The organism is Caulobacter mirabilis, assembly GCF_002749615.1.
Taxonomy (GTDB): domain Bacteria; phylum Pseudomonadota; class Alphaproteobacteria; order Caulobacterales; family Caulobacteraceae; genus Caulobacter; species Caulobacter mirabilis.
This window is the reverse complement of record NZ_CP024201.1, coordinates 167,584-183,280: the sequence shown is the minus strand read 5'-3', so window position 1 is coordinate 183,280 and position 15,697 is coordinate 167,584. Positions and strand designations below refer to the sequence as shown.

Here is a 15,697-nt window from a genome sequence, read left to right as displayed (position 1 = left end):
GCCTGTTCACGGAGCAGGCGCCGGGACGCCGGACACTGCAACGCGCATTGCGCCCGGCCCTGTTGCGTCGCACATAGGGGGCCGTCATGCCCCCTCGCCTACGCCCGACCCGCCTGGAACACGTCGTCGACGGCCACGCCCTGCGCGCCCGTCTCTCCGCCGCCGCCCTGGACGCCATCGGCGACGAGGTCGAGCAGCGCAAACAGGCGCTCGAGATCCTGAAGGCCGCCCTGTTCCGGGGCCGCATGATCGCCAAGGAGCGGCTGGAGAACGGCGCCGGCGGCGTCGAGACCGCCCGTCTGCTCAGCGGCGTCACCGACGAGGTGATCACCGCCCTCTACGACTTCACCACCGTCCATATGTTCCGCGCCCGCAACCCGACCGAGGGCGAGCGGCTGACGCTGATGGCGGTGGGCGGCTACGGCCGGGCGGTGCTGTCGCCCTACAGCGACATCGACCTGCTGTTCCTGCGTCCCTACAAGCAGACGGCCCACACCGAGAGCGTGATCGAGTTCATGCTCTATGCGCTGTGGGACCTGGGCTTCAAGGTCGGCCACGCCTCGCGCACGGTCGAGGAGTGCATCAAGCTCTCCCGCGAGGACTTCACCATCCGCACCTCGATCCTCGAAGCGCGGCGGCTGACCGGCGACGAGGCCCTGGCGGACGAGCTGAAGCGCCGCTTCCGCGCCGAGGTGGTCAAGGGCACGGGCGCGGAGTTCGTCGCCGCCAAGCTGAAGGAGCGCGACGACCGCCACGGCCGGGCCGACGCCAGCCGCTACATGGTCGAGCCCAACGTCAAGGAGGGCAAGGGCGCCCTGCGCGACCTGCACACCCTGGTCTGGATCGCCGAGTACCTGCACCCGGTCGAGAACCCGACCGAGGTCTTCACCCTGGGCTATTTCGACCGCCGCGAGGTGGCGGTGTTCGTGCGGGCGTTCGACTTCCTTCACGCCGTCCGCGCCCACCTGCATTTCGCCACCGGCCGGCCGGAGGAACGGCTGACCTTCGACCTGCAGCCGGAGATCGCCCGGCGCATGGGCTATGGCGACCGCGCCGACAACCCGGCTGTCGAGCGCTTCATGCGGCGCTACTTCCTGATCGCGCGCGAGGTTGGGGCCCTGACCCGAACCTTCTCGGCCAAGCTGGAGACCGAACATCTCAAGGCCCACCCCAAGGGCCTGTCACGGTTCCTGCCCGGTCGCGGCGGCCCCAAGCGCAAGCCGCTCGACGTCGCCGGTTTCCACGAGGAGGGCGGCCGCCTGAACATCGCCGGACCGGAGGTGTTCGAGCGCGACCCCGTCGACCTGATCCGCATCTTCCGGATCGCCGACCAGCGCGACCTGGACCTGCACCCGGACGCCTTCACGGCGGTCACGCGGAACCTGGGGCTGATCACCTCGAAGGTGAGGCGCGATCCGCAGGCGGCCAAGGCCTTCCTGGACATCCTGGCGCGCGGCCGCCGCACCTACCGCACGCTGACGCTGATGAACGAGTCCGGCGTGCTGGGCCGCTTCGTGCCGGAGTTCGGCCGGGTGGTCTGCCAGATGCAGTTCAACATGTACCACTCGTTCACGGTCGACGAGCACACGCTGCGGGCCGTGGGGGTGATCGCCGACATCGCCGACGGCCGGCTGTCGGAGGACCATCCGCTGTCGGTCTCGATCATGCCGCTGATCGACGACCGCGAGAGCCTGTTTCTGGCCATGCTGCTGCACGACACCGGCAAGGGCGGGGCCGGCGGCCAGGAGAAGGCCGGCGCCCGCGCCGCGCGCTCGGCCTGCGAGCGCCTGGGGCTGGACCGCGGCAAGATCGAGCTGATCGCCTGGCTGGTCGAGCATCATCTGGTGATGAGCGACTACGCACAGAAGCGCGACGTGACCGACCCGGCCACCGTCGCCGCATTCGCCGGCATCGTCGAGAATCCCGAGCGCCTGCGCCTGCTGCTGGTGCTGACCGTGGCCGACATCCGCGCCGTCGGCCCGGGCGTCTGGAACGGCTGGAAGGGCCAGCTGATGCGCGAGCTGTACGCCGCCACCGAGGCGGTGTTCCGCGGCGGCCGCGGCAGCGACCCCGCCGCCAGCGCCCGCCGCCACCAGTCCTCGATCGCCGCCGAGGCGCGCACGACCCTGATCGCCGCCGATCCGGCCGCCAAGGGCTGGGCCGAGGCGATGGAGGACGCCTATTTCACCGCCTTCGGGCCCGAGGAGCTGTCGGCCCACGCCGCCCTCGCCCGTCGGGCGCAGATCCAGGGCGGGGCGGCGGCCGAGACCCGCATCCGTCCCGACCGCAACGCCGCCGAGATCGTGGTGGCCGCCAAGGACCGCCGCGGCCTGTTCGCCGACCTGGCGCTGGTCATTTCGGGCCTGGGCGGCAACGTCGTCGGAGCGCGGGTGTTCACCTCGGCCCAAGGCCAGGCGCTGGACGTCTTCCACGTCCAGGACGTCACCGGTTCGGCCATCGGCTGCGACAATCCGCGGATCCTGCGCCGCCTGGCCGACGCCCTGGAGGCGGCCGGACGGGGCGAGCCCGCCACCTTCGAGCCGCGCAAGGCGCCCGAACTGGGCCGCGCCGCCGCCTTCGCCATCTCGCCGACCGTGATGCTGGACAACGAGGCCAGCGAGGACGCCACCGTGATCGAAGCTTCTGGCCGCGACCGACCGGGCCTGCTGGAAGCGCTGGCGCGGGTTCTGTCCGACGCCGGCCTGTCGATCATCAGCGCCCATATCGACGGCTACGGCGAGCGAGCGGTCGACGCCTTCTATGTCCAGACCCAGGGCGGCGGAAAACTGGCCGACACACGCAAAGCCAATGGTCTGAAGAACACGCTGCTGGAAGTCCTCGAAGCCGAGGAGGGCCAGTCCGCCCGCGGCCGCCCCCGCCTGGAACGGGCGAGGGCCAGCGTGGCGCGGTAGCGCCGCCTTGACCCTCCGGCGGCCGGGGCGCACAAGCGGCGCTCGAACGTCGCGTCCAGAGCCGCCCCCCGCATGTCCGACAAGCCCAAGGGCGGCCTGATCCGCTCCTCGATGGTGTTCTCCGGCCTGACCCTGGTCAGCCGCGTGATGGGCTTGGCCCGCGACCTGTTCATCACCGCGCGCCTGGGCGCCAGCGCGACCCCGGCCGCCGACGCCTTCAACACCGCCCAATCGTTCCCGAACCTGTTCCGGCGCATCTTCGCCGAGGGCGCCTTCACCGCCGCCTTCGTGCCCGCCTATTCCAAGGTGCTGGCCAAGGAAGGCCAGGACGCCGCCGACAACCTGGCCACCGACGCCCTGGCCACCCTCGCCGCCGCGACCCTGGTGCTGACCGTCGTGGCCCAGCTGGCGATGCCGTGGCTGATGCTGGCGATCAATCCGGGCTTCGGCTACGCGACCGAGAAATACAAGCTGGCCGTGGTCCTGACCCAGATCAGCATGCCCTACCTGCCCTGCATGGCCATCGTGGCGCTGCTGTCGGGGGTGCTGAACGCCAAGGGACGGTTCGCTCTGTCGGCCGCCGCGCCGACCATCCTGAACGCCGGCATCCTGATCGCCGTGATCGTCCCGCGCGACGCCGTCGGCTCGGCCTACGCCGCCACCTGGGGCATCTTCGGCGCCGGCATCGCCCAGGCCGCCCTGCTGTGGTGGGGCGTGCGCAAGGCCGGCGCGAAGATCCGACCGACGGTCCCGAGGCTCACGCCCGAGATCAAGGCCCTGATCGCCACCGCTATCCCCGGCGCGATCGCCGCCAGCGTCACCCAGATCAACATCTTCGTCTCGGGCATCATCGCCAGCCAGGTGAACGGCGCCCGGACCTGGCTGTCGGTCGCCGACCGCTTCTACCAGCTGCCGCTCGGCCTGGTCGGGGTGGCCATCGGCGTCGCCCTGCTGCCGGCCCTGTCGCGGGCGATCGGCCTGGACGACAAGGAAGACGCCCAGAAGACCACTGACCAGGCGATCGTCTTCGCCATGGCCCTGACCCTGCCGGCGGCCGCCGCCCTGCTGGCCATCCCCCACTACCTGATCGACGGCCTGTTCCAGCGCGGCGAGTTTACAGCCTATGACGCCACGGAAACCGCCAAGGCCCTGTTCCACTACGGCTGGGGCACGCCGGCCTTCGTGCTGGCCCGGGTGCTGTCGCCGGTCTTCTTCGCCCGCTCGGACACCAAGGCGCCGATGCGCTTCGCCATCGTCTCGATGACCATCAACATCGTGCTGGGCGTGGCGCTGTTCCAGGTCATCGGTTTCGAGGGCATCGCGGCGGCGACCGCCTTCGCCTCGTGGGTCAATGTCGGCCAGATGGCCTGGACCCTGCACCGGCGCGGCGACTACAGCCCGTCCAAGGCGGCCTGGGGCAAGCTGGTTCGGGTCCTGATCGCCAGCCTGCTGCTGGGCCTCCTGCTTTTCGGCGCCCAGTGGCTGCGTCCGATGCTCGAGGCGCCGCTCGCCGGGTTCCGCTTCGCCGGCCTGGGCCCCAAGGAGATCACCATCCTGGCGGTCTGCCTGGTCGGCGCCGCGCTGTACCCGGCGCTGCTGTTCCTCTCGGGAGGCGTAACGGTCGCGGAGGCGAAAGCCGCTCTGCGCCGGCGCGCCGGGACCAGCGACGCCCCCACGCCCGACACCCTGTAGACGGCTTGCCCTGATCGGCGCGGCGCCGTATCGAGCCTGCATGGTCTTCGCGGCTCATACCCCGCGCCGATGGCGCAGCGTCTGACGCTTCCTCGCCGACCCTCGCGCGGGCCGTGTCCGCGCGCCTGACAGACCTGTACCCAAAGAAGACCGATCCATGACCGATCAAGCTCCCGTCCCATACGCCGGTCCCGTCCGCGTGCTCTCCGGCATCCAGGCCTCCGGCGCCCTGCACCTGGGCAACTACCTGGGCGCCCTGAAGCGGTTCGCCGCCGTCCAGGACCAGAAGCCGTTCATCTTCGTCGCCGACATGCATGCGATCACGGTGTGGCAGGATCCGAAGGTCCTGGCCGCCCAGACGCGAGAGATCGCCGCCGCCTACCTGGCCTCGGGCCTGGATCCGGCCAAGGCGACCATCTTCCCGCAGTCGGCCGTGCCCGCGCACGCCGAACTGGCCTGGATCTTCAACTGCGTCGCCCGGCTCGGCTGGCTCGACCGGATGACCCAGTTCAAGGAAAAGAGCGGCAAGCACAAGGAGCGCAGCTCGGTGGGCCTCTACACCTATCCGGTGCTCCAGGCGGCCGACATCCTGCTGTACAAGGCCACCCACGTGCCGGTGGGCGAGGACCAGAAGCAGCACCTCGAACTGACCCGCGACATCGCCCAGAAGTTCAACAACGACTACGATGCGCCGGGCTTCTTCCCCCTGACCGAACCGGTCATCGAGGGGCCGGCCACGCGGGTGATGAGCCTGCGCGACGGCTCGGCGAAGATGAGCAAGTCGGACCCGTCGGACCAGTCCCGGATCAACCTGCTCGACGACGCCGACGCGATCGCCAGCAAGATCCGCAAGTCGCGCACCGATCCCGAGCCGCTGCCGGAAACGGAAGAAGGCCTGCAGGGCCGCGCCGAGGCGTCCAACCTGGTGGCCATCTACGCCGCCCTGGCGGACATCTCGAAGGCGGACGTGATCGCCCAGTTCGGCGGCCAGGGCTTCGGCGCCTTCAAGCCGGCGCTGGCCGAGCTGGCGGTCGAGAAGATGGCGCCGATCACGGCCGAGATGCGCCGCCTGATGAACGATCCGGCCGAGGTCGACCGCGTCCTCAAGGCCGGCGCCGAGCGGGCCCGCGAAATCGGCGACCAGACGGTGGCCGAGGTGAAGAAGCTGGTCGGCTTCCTGCCGCTCTAACTCTCCTTCTCCCGGAGGGAGAAGGAGGGGCCCGCGCTCCGTAGGAGCCGTGGGAGGATGAGGGATTAGGAACGCCCTACCCCCTCACCCTCCCATGCTGCGCATGGGCCCCTCCCTCTCCCCATGGGAGAGGTGTAGGCTCCCCGTCATGAGCGTTCGCAAGTTCCTCGTCATCGCCGACGATAGCGCCGAGTTCCAGGCGGCCCTGCGCTATGCCTGTCGTCGCGCCCGATCGACCGGCGGGCACGTCGCCTTGCTGCGGGTGATCGAACCGGCCGTGTTCGAGCACTGGTCGGGCGTGCGCGAGGAGATGGAGCGCCAGGAACGCGCCGAGGCCGAAGCCCTGCTGCAGAAGCTCGCCGAACAGGTGATGCAGGAGACCGGCCAACCGCCGGAGTTCCTGATCAAACACGCCGAGAACACCAAGTCGGCGATCCGCTCGGTGGTGGCCAACGACCCCAACATCAAGATCCTGGTCCTGGCCGCCTCCGCCGGGGGCAAGGGACCCGGGCCGCTGGTCTCCTCGATCGCCAAGGACGGCGTGAACTGGGGCGCCCGCAAGCTGCCCGTCACCGTGGTGCCCGGCGACCTGACCGACGAAGAGATCGCCGACCTCGCCTAGCCCGCCGTGTGTCCCGGCGAAGGCCGGGACCCAGGTCGTAGAGCTGCGTCTCGACGCAAGATCGCTCGGTGCTGAGCTTGAAGCTGGATCCCGGCCTTCGCCGGGACGGGCGGAGATTGACGGCCGAGCCTGGCGAACAGGTGACGCCCTGCCTAACTAGCCAGGCATGAAGGACGCCGCCCCCTCCGCCCTCGACCCGCAGTTCCCACCCTATCTGCGCGACTGGCGCCTGAGCCAGGACGGCGCGCCGATCGTGACGCACAGCAGCCTGCTGCTGCCGGTGCGGACGGAAGGCGGCGCGCCGGCCATGATCAAGCTGCCCCACGAGATCGAGGAAAAGCGGGGGGCGGCCGTCATGGTCTGGTGGGAAGGCGATGGCGCGGCCGCTGTCCTGGCCCACGGCCCCGAAGGCGCGCTGCTGATGGAGCGGGCCACCGGTCCGCGATCGCTCGCCGACATGGCCGCCAGCGAGCAGGACGACGAAGCGACCCGCATCCTCTGCGCCGGACTGGCCAAGCTGCACGGTCATGGCGACCATCGTGCGCCGCCCAAGTCCGTCGTCCCGCTGGCTGCCTGGTTCCGCGAGCTGCCGCCGATGGCGCAGGCGCGCGGCGGCCTGCTGGCCGAGGCGGCGGACACGGCGCTGGAGCTGCTCTCCACGGCGCGCGACGAGGCCGTCCTGCACGGCGACATGCACCACGAGAACCTGCTCGACTTCGAGGAGCGCGGCTGGTTGGCCATTGACCCCAAGGGCCTGTGGGGCGAGCGGACCTTCGACTACGCCAACCTGTTCCGTGACCCGACGCCGGAGACCGCCCTGGCGCCCGGCGTGTTCGAGCGTCGGCTGGAGGTGGTGACCGAAGCCGCCGGCCTGGATCGCGAGCGGCTCCTGAAGTGGATCTTCGCCTACGCGGCCCTGTCCGCCGCCTGGATCTACGGCGACGGCGAGGACAGTGATCCCGAGCAGCTGAACCTGGACCTGTCGGTCATGCGGCTGGCCAGGAAAGCGCTGGGCAAAGCCTAGAGCAACCCCTTCAGCCGGTAGAGCGCCTCCATGGCCTCGCGGGGGCTCATGCCATCGGGCTCCATGCCCTTCAGGGCTTCCTCGACCGGACTCGGGCCGGAACGGCCGGTCGGAGCCGGAGCGGCGGACGCGAACAGAGGCAAGCCTTCGAGCCTGGCGGGCGACTCCGCCTCGCTCTCCAATCGCTCGAGCACCTGGCGAGCGCGGGCGACGACGGCCGGCGGCACGCCCGCCAGCTTGGCCACCTGGACGCCGTAGCTGCGGTCGGCCGGTCCGGGGCCCGCCTCATGCAGGAAGACCAGGTCGCCGTTCCATTCCTTGGCCCGCAGGGACAGGTTGGAGACGCCCGGCAGGCGTTCCTCCAGCGTGGCCAGCTCGTGGTAGTGGGTCGCGAACAGCGCGCGGCTACGGTTCACGCCGTGCAAGGCCTCGGCGCAGGCCCAGGCGATGGCCAGGCCGTCCCAGGTGGCCGTGCCGCGGCCGATCTCGTCCAGGATCACGAAGCTGCGCGGCGTCGCCTGGGTCAGGATGGCGGCGGTCTCGACCATCTCGGCCATGAAGGTCGAGCGGCCGCGCGCCAGGTCGTCGCCGGCGCCGACGCGGCTGAACAGACGGTCGACCACGCCGAGCCGCAGCGAGCGGGCGGGCACGAAGCATCCGGCCTGGGCCATCACGGCCAGGATCGCGTTCTGGCGCAGGAAGGTCGACTTACCGGCCATGTTCGGTCCGGTGACGATCGACAGGCGGGCGTAGCCCTCGGCCGCGCCGTCCAGGGCGCAGTCGTTGGGCGTGAAGGGATCGCCGGCGCGCTTCACCGCCGCCTCGACCACCGGGTGACGGGCGCCGACGGCCTCGAAACAGAAGGACCGGTCGACGCTCGGACGCACCGCGCTCTGGTCCTCGGCCCATTCAGCCAGGGCGCTGTCGACGTCGAGCGTGGCCAGGCCGCGGGCGGCGGCCTGGATCGGGGCGGCCAGGGCGCAGGCGGCCTCGCGCCAAGCCTCGAAGGTCGCCATCTCGATCGCCAGGGCCCGCTCGCCCGCCTGGGCGATCCGAGCATCCAGGTCGGCCAGTTCGACGGTGGTGAACCGCACCTGATTGGCCAGGGTCTGGCGATGGATGAAGGTCGCGTTCAGCGGCGGCTGGAACAGCGGATCGGCCTTGCCCGCCGTGGTCTCGACGAAATAGCCGAGCACCGCGTTGTGCTTGATCTTCAGCGGCACGCCGCTCTCGGCGACCAGCCGGCTCTCCAGCTCGACGATCACCCGGCGGCTGTCGTCCCGCAGGGCCCGGGCCTGGTCGAGTTCGGGCCGCACGCCGGGCGCGACATAGCCGCCGTCACGGGGCTGGTTGGGCAGATCGGCGCCCAGGCCCATCTCGAGTTCAGCCAGCAGGCCTGACAGCTCGACCGAGAGCGAGGGGTTGGCGGCGCCGAGCGCCTGTTCGATCTCGCCCGGCGGCGGGGCCAACTGGGCGCCCTCCTCGACCACCAGGGCCGACAGGGCCTCGCCGGTGCGCAGTCCGTCGCGGAGCGTGCCCAGATCGCGCGGACCGCCGCGCCCCAGGGCCAGGCGCGACAGGGCCCGCGCCAGGTCGCCGGACTTGCGCAGGCTGTCCCGCAGCCGCTCGCGCAGACGGCGGCGGTCGAGCATCCACTGCACGGCGTCCAGCCGCTGATCGATGGCGGCGGGGTCCAGCAGCGGTCGCGCCAGGCGGGCGGCCAGCATCCGCGAACCGGGCGCGGTCACACAGCGGTCGATGCAGCCCAGCAGCGACCCGTCGCGCTGGCCCGACAGCGTCCGCTCGATCTCCAGGCTGGCGCGGGTGGCCGGATCGATGGCCATCACGTCGGCCTCGCCCGCCCGGCGCGGCGGCGACAGCACCGGCAGCTTGCCGGCCTGGGTGGTCTCCAAGTGGGCGGCGATCAGACCCAGGGCTGAGATCTCGGCGCCCGCCAGGCCGCCGAACCCGTCCAGGGTCTCGACGCCATAGAGCCGCTTCAGGCGGGCTTCGGAGGCCGAGGGCTCGGCCAGGGCCTGGGCCATCGGCTGGACCAGTCCGCCGGCGGTCTTGAGGGCCAGGTTCACCGTCTCGTCGGCGAACAGCCGGTCGGGAACCAGGACCTCCGACGGCTGCAGCGCCGCCAGGGCCGCGCCCAGGCTGGACGGCGCGACCAGCAGGCTCTCGACCTCGCCGGTGCTGAGCTCGACGCTGGCCACCGCCGCCTGGCCCGCGCGCAGGGCGACGGCCGCCAGCCGGTTCGCGCCGCGGGCGTCGAGCAGGCCTTCCTCGGTCAGGGTGCCGGGCGTGACGACGCGGACGATGTCCCGCGCCACGATCGACTTGGAGCCGCGCTTCTTGGCCTCGGCGGGGCTCTCGATCTGCTCGCAGACGGCGACCTTGAAGCCGGCGCGGATCAGCTTGGCCAGATAGGCCTCCGCCGCGTGCACCGGCACGCCGGCCATCGGGATCGGCTGACCGTTGTGGGTGCCGCGATGGGTCTGCGAGATGCCCAGCGCCGCCGCCGCGCGGATCGCGTCGTCGAAGAACAGCTCGTAGAAGTCGCCCATGCGGAAGAACACCAGCGCGTCCGGCTGGCGCGACTTGGCGTCGAAATACTGCTGCATGACCGGCGTCGCGCCGGTCGGATCGAGCTGGGCCGCGGAGGGGGAGGCGTGGGCGTTCATCGTCGCCGAACCTAGCGGCGTTCGCGGGGGTCGTTAAGGGTTTCGAGCGCCATTGCCGCGAACCGGAACGCCGGTCAGCATGCCGGACGACCAAGGGGGGCCGAATGTCCGGACCCCACGGCAAGCTTCAGCCGATCACGGTGTATCTGGACGTGGAGTGGGCGTTCCACGTCGCGATCCTCGCGGCCGTCATCCTCACGGCTATCGGGGCGTGGCTGTGGTGGAGACGCCGCCGGCGCTAGGGCCGATCAACATTCGTGGAAGCGTGCGGAAATTTACCCGAACGCCCTCGCGAAAGCGGGGGCCCAAGCCGACCATGCCGCTTCACCGCCGATGGCCGACCGGAATCTCAGCTTGGGTTCCCGCCTTCGCGGGAACACTCGGAGGAAAACAGGCCACACCGCTCGAATGTCGATACGACGCTAGACCTGTCCCGTCACGTCGTCCCAGAACCGGCGCGCCTTGCCCATGAAGCCGCTGGCCTGCGGATGCTGCTGATCGCCGCACAGTTCGGCCAGCTCGCGCATCAGCTCCTTCTGGCGGGCGTTCAGCCGGGTCGGGGTCTCGACGAACACCTCGACGATCAGGTCGCCGCGCTCGCGCGAGCGCAGGGACGGCATGCCGCGCCCCTTCAGGCGGATGGTCTTGCCGGTCTGGGCGCCCTCGGGGATCGTCACCTTGATCCGGCATTCGCCGTCGCAGTTGTCGCCGCCCCGCAGGCACGGCGCCTCGATCTCGCCGCCCAGGGCCGCGACCGACATCGGCACCGGCACGGTGCACAGCAGGTCCAGGCCGTCGCGCTCGAACAGGTCGTGCGGGGCCACGGACAGGAAGATGTAGAGATCGCCGCGCGGACCGCCGCGCTGTCCGGCGTCGCCCTCGCCCGCCAGGCGGATGCGGGCGCCGTCGTCCACGCCGGCCGGGATGCGGACCGACAGGATGCGGTCCTTCCGGATCTGGCCATGGCCGTGGCAGCTGGCGCACGGGTCGAGGATCAGCTTGCCCGCTCCGCCGCAGCGCGAGCAGGTGCGTTCGATGGCGAAGAAGCCCTGGGCCGCGCGGACCCGGCCGGCGCCGCCGCAGGTTCCGCAGACGGTCGGCGTGGTGCCGGGCTTGGCGCCGGAGCCCTCGCAGGGCTCGCAGGTGATCGAGGCCGGGACGGTGATCTCGACCTCGGCGCCGGCATAGGCCTGCTCCAGGGAGATCTCCAGGTCGTAGCGCAGGTCCGCGCCGCGGGCCGGGCCGCTGTTCTGGCGGCGGCGGCCGCCGCCGAACATCTCGCCGAACGCGTCGCCGAAGACCTCGTTGAAGATGTCATGGACGTCGGTGAAGCCCGCGCCGGGGCCGCCGCCGTTCATGCCGTTGACGCCGGCGTGGCCGAAGCGGTCGTAGGCCGCGCGCTTCTGCGGATCGGAGAGGACCGAATAGGCCTCGTTGACCTCCTTGAAGCGCCCCTCGGCGTCGCCGCAGCCGCCGTTGCGGTCGGGATGGTGCTCCATCGCCTTCTTGCGGAAGGCGCTCTTCAGGGCTGCGTCGTCGCAACCCTTCTCGACGCCCAGAATGTCGTAATAGTCACGCATCGGCCGGGATCAGCAAAAACCGCATGTTGGTTGAGGTGGTGTGACGCCCGCGGGCCTGCAAGTCCGGCGCCGAGCCGGAAGCAGCAGGAAGCGGGACGTCCGCCATGACGGAAAGAGCGGCGACGCCGGCCTCGGGTCGGTGCTTCACCTGAAGGAGGCCGGTCGTCGCCATCGCGGGGATCAGGACGACTTCTTGGCGTCGTCGTCGCTGACTTCCTCGAACTCGGCGTCCACGACGCCGTCGTCCTGAGGCTGCTGCTGGGCGGCGCCGTCGCCGGCCTCGCCGCCCTGCTGGGCCTTGTACATGGCCTCGCCCAGCTTCATCGAAGCCTGGACCAGGGTCTGGGTCTTGTTGGCGATCGCCTCGGCGTCGCCGCCGTCGAGCGAACCCTTCAGGTCCGCCAGCGCCGTCTCGATGGCGCCCTTTTCTTCAGCCGAGACCTTGTCGCCGTGCTCGGCCAGGGCCTTCTCGGTCGAGTGGATGACGCCGTCGGCCTGGTTGCGGGCCTCGACGCCGGCCTTGCGCTTCTCATCCTCAGCGCGGTTCGACTCGGCTTCCTTGACCATCTTGTCGATGTCCGCGTCGCTGAGGCCGCCGTTGGCCTGGATGCGGATCGACTGTTCCTTGTTGGTCGCCTTGTCCTTGGCCGTCACATGCACGATGCCGTTGGCGTCGATGTCGAAGATGACCTCGATCTGCGGCACGCCGCGCGGCGCCGGCGGAATGCCGACCAGGTCGAACTGGCCCAGCATCTTGTTGTCGGCGGCCATCGGACGCTCGCCCTGGAAGACCCGGATCGTCACGGCCGACTGGTTGTCGTCGGCGGTCGAGAAGGTCTGGCTCTTCTTGGTCGGGATGGTGGTGTTGCGCTCGATCAGCGGCGTGAACACGCCGCCCAGGGTCTCGATGCCGAGCGTCAGCGGGGTGACGTCCAGCAGCAGCACGTCCTTGACGTCGCCCTGCAGCACGCCGGCCTGGACGGCGGCGCCCAGCGCCACGACCTCGTCCGGGTTCACGCCCTTGTGCGGCTCACGGCCGAAGAACTCCTTCACCGCGTCCACGACCTTGGGCATGCGGGTCATGCCGCCGACCAGGATCACCTCGTCGATGTCGGTCTTCTTCAGGCCGGCGTCCTTCAGCGCCTGCTCGCACGGGCCGATCGTCTTGGCGATCAGGTCCTCGACCAGGGCCTCCAGCTTGGCGCGCGACAGCTTGATGTTCAGGTGCAGCGGGCCCGACGCGTTCATGCTGATGAACGGCAGGTTCACTTCGTACTGGGCGGTGGTCGACAGCTCCTTCTTGGCCTTTTCGGCCTCTTCCTTCAGGCGCTGAAGGGCGAGCTTGTCGTTGCGCAGGTCGGTGCCGGTTTCCTTCTTGAACTCATCGGCCAGGTAGTCGACCACGCGAAGGTCGAAGTCCTCGCCGCCGAGGAAGGTGTCGCCGTTCGTGGCCTTCACCTCGAACACGCCGTCGCCGATCTCCAGGATCGAGACGTCGAAGGTGCCGCCGCCGAGGTCGTAGACGGCGATCTTCTTGCCGTCGTTCTTGTCCAGGCCGTAAGCCAGGGCCGCCGCGGTCGGCTCGTTGATGATGCGCAGGACTTCCAGGCCGGCGATCTTGCCGGCGTCCTTGGTCGCCTGACGCTGGGCGTCGTTGAAGTAGGCCGGAACCGTGATGACGGCCTTCTCGACCTTCTCGCCCAGGTGACGCTCGGCGTCTTCCTTGAGCTTCATCAGGATGAAGGCCGACACTTCCTGCGGGCTGTAGTCCTTGCCGTGGGCGCGCACCCAGGCGTCGCCGTTCGGGCCCTTCACGATGTCGTAGGGCACCATGTCCTTGTCCTTCGCCACCACCTCGTCGGTGTAGGAGCGGCCGATCAGGCGCTTGATGGCGAACAGGGTGTTGGCGGGATTCGTCACCGCCTGGCGCTTCGCGGGCTGGCCGACCAGCTTCTCGCCGTCGTCCAGGAAGGCCACGACCGACGGGGTCGTGCGCGCGCCTTCGGCGTTCTCGATCACCTTCGGGTTCTTGCCGTCCATGATGGCGACGCAAGAATTGGTCGTGCCGAGGTCGATGCCGATGATCTTGCTCATCTTGGGGTCTTTCTCGCTCCTTAGCCGGCGGACGGTGGTGACAAGGGCCTTCTAGAAGCGCCCCGGTTCTTCTCTTCCGTCCCCGTGAGATCCTTTGGGAGTGGGTCGCGGTCTCCGCTCGCCGGAAACCGTCATCAAGTCCGCCATATGGGAAGCAGCCCCCCTGCTGCAAGAGCAAAACCCCTAAGGGGCGGAGGGCTTTCACGCCGGACCGGGCCGCCTCGGGATCGCCGAACGCAGGATTCGACGCCGCGGGCGACGGCGCTCCCCAAAACGGGTTGCGTGCAAACCCTGTCCCGCTCCCGATTGACTGGTAGATTGACGATCATGGAAGTCGTTCCCGGATTCACCCTGTCGCCCGGCCGTCTGGACGCCAAGGCCCAGGCGGATTTGCTGAACGCGGTGCTGGAGGCGGCCCACGCCGCGCCGTTCCACCGTCAGGTCACGCCCGGCGGCAAGCCCATGAGCGTGGAGATGACGGGCCTCGGACCGCTGTCCTGGGTCACCGACGGCCGCGGCTATCGCTACGAGCCGCTCCACCCGCTGACCGGCGCGCCCTGGCCGGAGATGCCGGCGATCCTGCAGACGCTGTGGGCCGAGTTCGGCGACGCGCGGGTTCCCGCCGACGCCTGCCTGGTCAACCGCTACCGCGAGGGCGCGCGGATGAGCCTGCATCGCGACGAGGACGAGGCGGACTACGCCTTTCCGGTGCTGTCGATCTCGCTGGGCGACACAGCGGTGTTCCGGATCGGCGGGCTGCAGCGGAACGACCCCACGCGGTCCGTGCGGCTGGCCTCGGGAGACGTCTGCCGGCTCGCCGGCCCGGCGCGACTGGCCTACCATGGCGTCGACCGCATCCTGCCCGGATCGTCGCGGCTGGTCCCGGGCGGCGGCCGGATCAACCTGACCCTCCGACGGGCGCGGCCGGCCCCGCCCTTGGCTGGAGCTCCGACTGCGGATTAGGGTGCGTCAAAACGGCTCACCCGAGGAAACCGCCATGTTGAAGCTCACCCGGCCGGAGGGCAACGAACCCGGCGACCTGAACCTGTCCCGGCGGATGCTGGGCGGCCTGTTCTTCGCCGGCTACGCCGCCGCCGCGGTCTCGGCCGACGCCCAGCCGATCACGACCCCGGCGGACGGGCTGATCACCGAGACGGCGATGATCCCGACGGTCGACCGCGCGATCCCGGCCTACGTCGCCCGTCCGGACGCGCGGGGACGCTTCCCGGTGGTGCTGGTGGTGTCGGAGGTGTTCGGCGTCCACGAGTATATCCGCGACACCTGCCGGCGGCTGGCCCGGCTCGGCTATGTGGCGATCGCGCCGGACTTCTTCGTCCGTCACGGCGACCCCGCCCCGCTGACCGATTTCAACAAGATCCGCGACATCGTCTCGGCCGCGACCGAACAGGAGACGATGGGCGACATCCAGGCCACGATCAGCTGGCTCGGCGCCCAGCCGTTCGCCTACCGCGGCCGCACGGCGATCACCGGCTTCTGCTGGGGCGGCGCGGTGGTCTGGCTGGCCTGCTCGCGCTTCCGGGACTTCCGGTCCGGCGTCGCCTGGTACGGCCGCCTGGCGCGGCCGGCGGACGGCCAGTTCCTGTCTGAGGCCGACCGCCGCTGGCCGGTCGAGGAGGCGGGCTACCTCAAGGCGCCGGTCCTGGGCCTCTACGCCGGCCAGGACCAGGGCATCCCGCTCACCGACGTCGAGACCATGCGCAACAAGCTGCGCGAGTACCGCAAGAGCGACAGCGACATCATCGTCTATCCGCAATCGCAGCACGGCTTCCACGCCGACTACCGCGCCAGCTACGACGCGGCCGCCGCTCAGGACGCCTGGACCCGCATGCTGGAGCATTTCCAGCGGACCGGCGTGGGCCCGCGCCGCTGGTGAGTC

The 15,697-nt window shown here is 70.3% G+C and carries 12 protein-coding genes; 8 read left to right on the top strand and 4 right to left on the bottom strand.

Translation table 11 applies throughout. The features are described 5' to 3' along the window. Positions 1 to 86 precede the first annotated feature (86 nt). The 5 genes from CSW64_RS00935 to CSW64_RS00915 all read left to right on the top strand — a co-directional run bounded on the left by CSW64_RS00935 (position 87) and on the right by CSW64_RS00915 (position 7,439). Positions 87 to 2,912, top strand: a complete 2,826-nt coding sequence (locus CSW64_RS00935; RefSeq protein WP_099620328.1) for a [protein-PII] uridylyltransferase — start codon at positions 87 to 89, stop codon at positions 2,910 to 2,912. Positions 2,913 to 2,984: 72 nt separating this feature from the next. After that, entirely contained in the window at positions 2,985 to 4,604 is a 1,620-nt protein-coding gene (gene murJ / locus CSW64_RS00930) for a murein biosynthesis integral membrane protein MurJ (RefSeq protein ID WP_245863793.1), read from the top strand. A gap of 157 nt (positions 4,605 to 4,761) precedes the next feature. After that, positions 4,762 to 5,793 (top strand): tryptophan--tRNA ligase, encoded by a 1,032-nt coding sequence (gene trpS / locus CSW64_RS00925; protein WP_099620327.1) that lies wholly within the window; start codon positions 4,762 to 4,764, stop codon positions 5,791 to 5,793. 148 nt (positions 5,794 to 5,941) lie between these two features. Next, positions 5,942 to 6,415, top strand: a complete 474-nt coding sequence (locus CSW64_RS00920; RefSeq protein ID WP_099620326.1) for a universal stress protein — start codon at positions 5,942 to 5,944, stop codon at positions 6,413 to 6,415. Between the two features lie 166 nt (positions 6,416 to 6,581). Next, positions 6,582 to 7,439, top strand: coding sequence for an aminoglycoside phosphotransferase family protein (locus tag CSW64_RS00915; RefSeq protein WP_099620325.1), 858 nt, complete (start codon positions 6,582 to 6,584; stop codon positions 7,437 to 7,439). Here the strand turns inward: CSW64_RS00915 and mutS are convergent. Further along, entirely contained in the window at positions 7,436 to 10,126 is a 2,691-nt protein-coding gene (mutS, locus tag CSW64_RS00910; RefSeq protein WP_099620324.1) for a DNA mismatch repair protein MutS, read from the bottom strand. The two genes, CSW64_RS00915 and mutS, sit on opposite strands and share 4 nt — an antisense overlap. A 104-nt stretch (positions 10,127 to 10,230) precedes the next feature. On the opposite strand from mutS, the gene CSW64_RS21885 reads away from it, so the two are divergent. Further along, complete coding sequence (locus tag CSW64_RS21885) at positions 10,231 to 10,368, top strand: hypothetical protein (RefSeq protein WP_172448410.1); 138 nt, start codon at positions 10,231 to 10,233, stop codon at positions 10,366 to 10,368. A 180-nt stretch (positions 10,369 to 10,548) separates the two neighbouring features. On the opposite strand, the gene dnaJ is transcribed toward CSW64_RS21885, so the two are convergent. From dnaJ to dnaK, 3 genes are read right to left on the bottom strand one after another with little or no spacing between them, the layout of a single operon-like run. After that, positions 10,549 to 11,706: a molecular chaperone DnaJ gene (gene dnaJ, locus CSW64_RS00905; protein ID WP_099620323.1), complete on the bottom strand. Its 1,158-nt coding sequence runs from the start codon at positions 11,704 to 11,706 to the stop codon at positions 10,549 to 10,551. Then, on the bottom strand, positions 11,699 to 11,878 hold the full coding sequence (locus tag CSW64_RS00900) for a hypothetical protein (protein WP_099620322.1): 180 nt from the start codon (positions 11,876 to 11,878) through the stop codon (positions 11,699 to 11,701). Before CSW64_RS00900 ends, dnaJ begins: the two co-directional genes overlap by 8 nt. Positions 11,879 to 11,886: 8 nt before the next feature. After that, positions 11,887 to 13,800, bottom strand: coding sequence for a molecular chaperone DnaK (dnaK, locus tag CSW64_RS00895; protein ID WP_099620321.1), 1,914 nt, complete (start codon positions 13,798 to 13,800; stop codon positions 11,887 to 11,889). Positions 13,801 to 14,127: 327 nt separating this feature from the next. Here dnaK and CSW64_RS00890 point away from each other — a divergent pair, with 327 nt between their 5' ends. After that, a complete protein-coding gene (locus CSW64_RS00890; RefSeq protein ID WP_099620320.1) occupies positions 14,128 to 14,763 on the top strand; it encodes an alpha-ketoglutarate-dependent dioxygenase AlkB in 636 nt (211 codons plus the stop codon). Positions 14,764 to 14,797: 34 nt separating this feature from the next. Continuing rightward, positions 14,798 to 15,694: a dienelactone hydrolase family protein gene (locus CSW64_RS00885; RefSeq protein ID WP_099620319.1), complete on the top strand. Its 897-nt coding sequence runs from the start codon at positions 14,798 to 14,800 to the stop codon at positions 15,692 to 15,694. Positions 15,695 to 15,697 lie beyond the last annotated feature (3 nt).

Bases quoted from the DNA above. Each gene is read 5' to 3' on its own strand.
- CSW64_RS21885 (WP_172448410.1), top strand. From the start codon at position 10,231: ATGTCCGGACCCCACGGCAAGCTTCAGCCGATCACGGTGTATCTGGAC.
- CSW64_RS00920 (WP_099620326.1), top strand. From the start codon at position 5,942: ATGAGCGTTCGCAAGTTCCTCGTCATCGCCGACGATAGCGCCGAGTTC.
- trpS (WP_099620327.1), top strand. From the start codon at position 4,762: ATGACCGATCAAGCTCCCGTCCCATACGCCGGTCCCGTCCGCGTGCTC.
- CSW64_RS00890 (WP_099620320.1), top strand. From the start codon at position 14,128: ATGGAAGTCGTTCCCGGATTCACCCTGTCGCCCGGCCGTCTGGACGCC.
- CSW64_RS00900 (WP_099620322.1), bottom strand. From the start codon at position 11,878: ATGGCGACGACCGGCCTCCTTCAGGTGAAGCACCGACCCGAGGCCGGC.
- CSW64_RS00915 (WP_099620325.1), top strand. From the start codon at position 6,582: ATGAAGGACGCCGCCCCCTCCGCCCTCGACCCGCAGTTCCCACCCTAT.
- mutS (WP_099620324.1), bottom strand. From the start codon at position 10,126: ATGAACGCCCACGCCTCCCCCTCCGCGGCCCAGCTCGATCCGACCGGC.
- murJ (WP_245863793.1), top strand. From the start codon at position 2,985: ATGTCCGACAAGCCCAAGGGCGGCCTGATCCGCTCCTCGATGGTGTTC.
- dnaK (WP_099620321.1), bottom strand. From the start codon at position 13,800: ATGAGCAAGATCATCGGCATCGACCTCGGCACGACCAATTCTTGCGTC.
- CSW64_RS00935 (WP_099620328.1), top strand. From the start codon at position 87: ATGCCCCCTCGCCTACGCCCGACCCGCCTGGAACACGTCGTCGACGGC.
- CSW64_RS00885 (WP_099620319.1), top strand. From the start codon at position 14,798: ATGTTGAAGCTCACCCGGCCGGAGGGCAACGAACCCGGCGACCTGAAC.
- dnaJ (WP_099620323.1), bottom strand. From the start codon at position 11,706: ATGCGTGACTATTACGACATTCTGGGCGTCGAGAAGGGTTGCGACGAC.